The following is a 5,202-nucleotide window of genomic DNA, read 5'->3' on the forward strand; positions in this document are numbered from 1 at the left end:
CCAGTCGCGGGCATTTGCGGATCTTAGATATTTGTTATGGATTGGGTTACAATAGTGCCGCAGCATTAGCGACAATTTGGCGATGGAATCCCGATTGTAAGGTCGAAATTATCGCTCTCGAACTCGATCGAACCGTAGCAATTTCAGCGATCGAGCATAATTTATTGAGCGAGTGGGAAGAGCCGATTCCCCAATTATTAGCTCGATTAGTGCGGGAAGAAGTAATTGAGATCGATCGATTTTCAGCACGATTAATATTTGGGGATGCACGGCAAACGATCGATCGAGATTTTAAAGCCGATGCAATTTTTCTCGACCCATTTTCACCAGTTGCTTGTCCGCAGTTATGGACGGTAGAATTTCTCGATCGAGTCGCGAAATGTTGTGCGGTAGATGGGATAATTGCGACATATTCATGTGCTTCAGCAGTCCGAGCTGGGATGATTGAAGCTGGATTGTCGATCGGTGATAGTCTGCCAGTTGGGAGAAAATCACCAGGGACGATCGCTAGTTTCGATCCGACACAATTAGCACCATTATCGCCACAAGAATTAGAACATTTACAGACACGAGCGGCAATTCCCTATCGAGATCCTACTTTGTCAGATTCGATGTCTAATATCTTGATCGGGCGTGAATTAGAGCAGGATAGTTGTGGATTGGAAACTACTTCGCAATGGAAAAAACGATGGAGGAAGAAAGTTGAAAGTTGAAAGTTGAAAGTTGAAAGTGAGTTACAATTCAGCAGCACCAGTAGTTATCTTATTCTTTTCGCGTTTCCCTTTCCTTCACTAGCAACCAAGATTAAATAGCTCGATCAATTGTCGATCTCCATTAATTTCAGCCAGATTTAGAGCAGTCAAACCGCCCTGATTTTTACAGGTGCGATCGGCTCCATTTGTGAGTAATAATTTGACAATCTCATGCCGCCGACGATGAGTTGCCCACATTAGAGCTGTCGCGCCAGTGTCATCTTGTAAATCGAGATTGGCTCCAGCCGTAACTAGCGATCGTACCAATTCCAAGTTACCCTTCAGTGCTGAGATCGTCAATAAAGTTTGTCCAGCGTTGAGTGTCTGGTTGGGAGAGACACCAGCAGCTAGTAGTAGTTGGGCAATTTCTGTATATCCCTCGACGATCGCCAATCCCAAGGCAGTTACACCTTGCTGGTGAGCAGCAAGATCGGGATGCGCTGCTAAAATCTCCGCTACGGCGGCTGTATGCCCGTGTAAGGTGGCTAAAACGAGTGGAGTATCTCCCAGACTAGTAATAGTATCAGTTTTTGCGTTCGCACCAATTAGCAATCGCACCAGCTCGGTATCGCCTTCAATTGCGGCTAAATGCAGTGCCGTTTCTCGATCTTGAGCATGAAGATTGGGATCGGCTCCGGCTGCTAAAAGTGCTGTGACAATACCGATCTCTCTGGCAGATGTAGCCGCAATTAGCGGTGTCCAACCGTCCTGATTCTGAAGATCGATCGCAGATCCAGCTTCAATCAGCGGTTGGATCGACTGGGCATACCCGCCTTCTGAGGCAATTATCAGTAAACTATCGCCATCGTCATCTACCACTTGCGGATCTGCGCCAGCAGCTAATAATAGGTTGAGGATAGTTACATCGCCAGATCCAGCTAGGAGTAACAATGGTGTTTTACCATCGCTGTTGCGATAATTAAGATCTGCACCAGCGGCTAATAATTGTCGAACGATGTCAGGATGGTTGTGCGCGATCGCAATATTCAGCGCATTATCGCCATCAGCATCAACTTTCAGCACATCCGCGCCAGCGACGATTAACAACTCGACAATTTCGCCTGCGCCAGCCAACGCCGCCCCCATCAGGGCAGTACTTCCATCCTCATTCGTGGCATTGACATTTACCCCCCGCGCCAAGAGTTGCTTGACAATTGCCACATTACCCGAGGCAGCCGCAAACATCAACGCGGTAGTCCCAAATTGACAGCGATGGATATTTACATCCGCGCCCGCAGCAATTAGTAAATCAACAATCTGAGTAAAACCTTTTTGAGCCGCAAACATCAGCGCAGTAGTACCTTGGGCATCGGTAGTATCCACCCGCGCACCACGCTCTAAAGCAGTAGCAACTTGACGATGGTTGCCCAATCTAGCGGACTGAAGTAGCAGGAGATCGAATCGATCGGAGATTGTCATAAATAGGCTTTAGGCTTTGGGCTTTAGGCTTTTACCAAATCTCAAGAATTGGGCTACAGATCTACCCAATAGGCTGGAGGGATGAGGAATTAGAGAAACCTTGTATGTATCAAGCTTAATACCTAAAGCCTAACACCTAACACCTAACACCTAACACCTATTCGGTTATGATAGAAAGCAGCGTAATGTAAACTAACGGAGACACATGATCGATGGCAACATTAAAAATTGCAGTTAATATTGTAGTAGCACTATTTCTGCTAGTATTCATCTTTGGTTTCTTATCCAATGACCCTTCACGGAACCCCAACCGTCGCGATCTGTCTGAATAATATAGACAGCCAAATAGCGAAAGATGGGGCGTAACAGCGTGGGGAAACAGTCATATCAGTACGTAGGTCAGCGCGGCTGGAAAGTTGCTTGGTATTTACTACTGTTGCCTTTGTACTCGATCGGCATTTCTCTACGTCCCGTACTAGCTGGTGTTCCAGCCGCGCCGATCGCTGCCAAGACCAGTTCGGCACCTTTAACTTATACCATCGTCCAGAACGGCGCACAGACAAAGCCAACGACCAATTTGCTGACCCCAAATGGGACGATCGAACTTAATGCCGAGGAACAAGAATTTAATAATAATACGCAGATAATTACCGCCAACGGTAAAGTAGTGGTACGTTTCAATAGAGCACTACTTCAGGCCGATCGATTGCGCGTGAATCTCAAAACCAAAATTGCCGTCGCCGAGGGGAATGTATCCCTGCTGCGAGGTAAGCAAATCCTCTATGGGAAACAGTTTGAATACAACTTCGAGGACGATCGAGGGAGTATTGTGGAGGCACGAGGAGATATCTACCAGCCGACATTAGTCACCGATCTCAATGTAGTTCCCAAGCCAGGTATCCCCACTCCCGCAGGCAACAAGCCCTATCCCGATCTGGTTTTGAGCGATCGATTGCGCAACGACCAACCAGTTAGTAATATCAAGAATACGGGAACGGCGGGAATTGTGGTTGGTAACGAGCGAGATATTGAATATCAGCCAACACTCAAACCCAAGGGTAGTACCATCAACCGTCTGCGGTTTCAGGCTGACAAGGTTGACTTTTTTGGCGAGCGCGTCACGGCGGAAAAGATTAGAATTACCAACGACCCTTTTTCACCACCAGAACTCCAAATCAAAGCGGATCGAGCGCAGTTTAAAACTGTTAATACCGAAGAAGATGAGGTAACAACGAGCAATGCGCGAATTACAGTCGAAAATAACTTTGATATCCCCATCCCCAAAGATCGATTTGTATTAAATAAAGTCGGCAAAGATCCCAATCCCTTCAACATTGGCTTTGATGCAGACGAACGTGGTGGTGTTTATGTCGAAAATAGTTTTTACCCGATTTTCGATCCGAGATTTCGGGTAACAGTTACCCCTCAATATTTTATCCAACGAGCGGTGACGGGGTTCAACTTTTTTGATGGTTCGGTATTTGGAGTCAAAACCAATATCGAAGGAAATGTTGGTGCAGATACCACAGTTCAAGCTTCTGCTTCATTAGCAGGTTTAAATCTAAATAAATTCGGGAGTAATTTACGGGCAAAAGCTAGTGTCAAACAAAATCTGAGTTTATTGACCCTACCCCATACATTGACCGGAGAAGCTGTCTACCGAGATCGGATTTTCAATGGTTCTTTGGGATACCAAGATGTTCAATCTAGCATTGGTGGTGTTTTGACTTCACCAGATATTCCAATCGGCAAGACCGGAATTAACTTAGACTATCAAATTGGCGCGCAGATAATTAATGCTAATACCGATCGTCAAAATCTGCTCAGTCCAAATCGATCGAACAATTTTGTCTCACTCAATCGCTATCAAACAGCAGCAAGTCTGACCAGAAATTTTAGACTGTGGGAGGGCAAAGGGTTGCCCGCAGATAATAAAGAAACATATAACTATAGTCCCACTCCAGTCGTGCCCTATCTCCAATTAAATACCGGAATTAAGGGATCGTTGAGTAGCTATAGTAGTGGAGATAGCCAATCATCTTTGGGCTATAACGTGGGAATTCAAGGACAGTTTGGTAATTTTTCTCAAGCGAGTTTTGACTATACCGGATTTAATCTCAACTACTTTCAACAATTTCGGGGCAATAGTTCGCCATTTCTATTCGATCGAGTCGTAGACAATCGAATCTTATCTGCCGGAATCAGTCAACAAATTAGCGGCCCATTTCGATTGGGGATTCAGTCTTCGCTAAATCTAGATACCGGAAAACAAATTAGTACCGATTATTATGTTGAATATAGTCGTCGAACTTATAATTTCATTGTCCGTTACAATCCAGCACTCGGATTGGGTTCGATCGGGTTCAAACTAAATGATTTTAATTGGGATGGCATCACGCCTCAATTTTAGGCTACGAGTGCGATTCTAAATCTTGAATTACGGTGTAAGTTTGGAGATCGACCTACAGTTCCCGATATATCAGTGATTAGTTGGGATTGCGAGGGATGCGATCCCGATGGTAGTGTTGCTAATGTATTTGCGTAAGATTAAATTATCACCAGCAGTACGGGAGAGCTGATTGAGATCGAGCGGAAACCGGAAACCAGACTTTTTCAAAAAGTCTGGTTTCTCGATCTTTAGCGATTAGCTCAATTCTGCCACAATTCCATCGGTTAATAGTGTTTGATTTGTGAGTAAATCCTCGACACTAATTCGTAACTGTCGATCGCGATCGACATTAAATTTTACTTTGACTCGATCGACTCCAGGATACCCCGCTGGATCGAGTTTAGCAATACTTCTACCACCATCTCGATCGTTCAAAGCTTTGACATCTTTTACGCCACCAGTTAAGCAGCGGGTAATCAATCGATCGCCATCGAAATAGACTTCTGTTCCGCCAGTTGTGGCACCTAATTCACCGATAATTAATTCAATACTGGGTTGATTTTCGCGCGATGCTCCGAGGGTTAATTCGACAGGTTCGGACATGGGATATGCTTGTCCCGATTGAATAATTGGATGCCAATT

Annotated in this window: 4 protein-coding genes and 1 pseudogene; 3 read left to right on the forward strand and 2 right to left on the reverse strand. The window is 45.1% G+C overall.

Features of this window, described 5'->3' with window-relative positions:
* Positions 1–713: MnmC family methyltransferase (locus RMO55_RS21250; RefSeq protein WP_310430069.1), on the forward strand; the 713-nt coding region annotated here is incomplete at its 5' end.
* A gap of 78 nt (positions 714–791) precedes the next feature.
* Here the strand turns inward: RMO55_RS21250 and RMO55_RS21255 are convergent.
* Entirely contained in the window at positions 792–2,171 is a 1,380-nt protein-coding gene (locus RMO55_RS21255) for an ankyrin repeat domain-containing protein (RefSeq protein WP_310430071.1), read from the reverse strand.
* Between the two features lie 212 nt (positions 2,172–2,383).
* Here RMO55_RS21255 and RMO55_RS21260 point away from each other — a divergent pair, with 212 nt between their 5' ends.
* Both RMO55_RS21260 and RMO55_RS21265 read left to right on the forward strand, forming a co-directional pair.
* Positions 2,384–2,503, forward strand: coding sequence for a photosystem II reaction center protein I (locus tag RMO55_RS21260; protein WP_310430073.1), 120 nt, complete (start codon positions 2,384–2,386; stop codon positions 2,501–2,503).
* Between the two features lie 23 nt (positions 2,504–2,526).
* Complete coding sequence (locus RMO55_RS21265) at positions 2,527–4,581, forward strand: DUF3769 domain-containing protein (RefSeq protein ID WP_310430075.1); 2,055 nt, start codon at positions 2,527–2,529, stop codon at positions 4,579–4,581.
* Positions 4,582–4,815: 234 nt separating this feature from the next.
* Here the strand turns inward: RMO55_RS21265 and RMO55_RS21270 are convergent.
* Positions 4,816–5,202, reverse strand: a pseudogene (locus RMO55_RS21270) (Hsp70 family protein); the annotation flags it as partial.

The organism is Chamaesiphon sp. VAR_48_metabat_135_sub (genome assembly GCF_031418915.1).
GTDB lineage: Bacteria > Cyanobacteriota > Cyanobacteriia > Cyanobacteriales > Chamaesiphonaceae > Chamaesiphon.

Coding starts and splice junctions, on each gene's coding strand:
- RMO55_RS21260 (WP_310430073.1), top strand. CDS start 2,384: ATGGCAACATTAAAAATTGCAGTTAATATTGTAGTAGCACTATTTCTG.
- RMO55_RS21255 (WP_310430071.1), bottom strand. CDS start 2,171: ATGACAATCTCCGATCGATTCGATCTCCTGCTACTTCAGTCCGCTAGA.
- RMO55_RS21265 (WP_310430075.1), top strand. CDS start 2,527: ATGGGGCGTAACAGCGTGGGGAAACAGTCATATCAGTACGTAGGTCAG.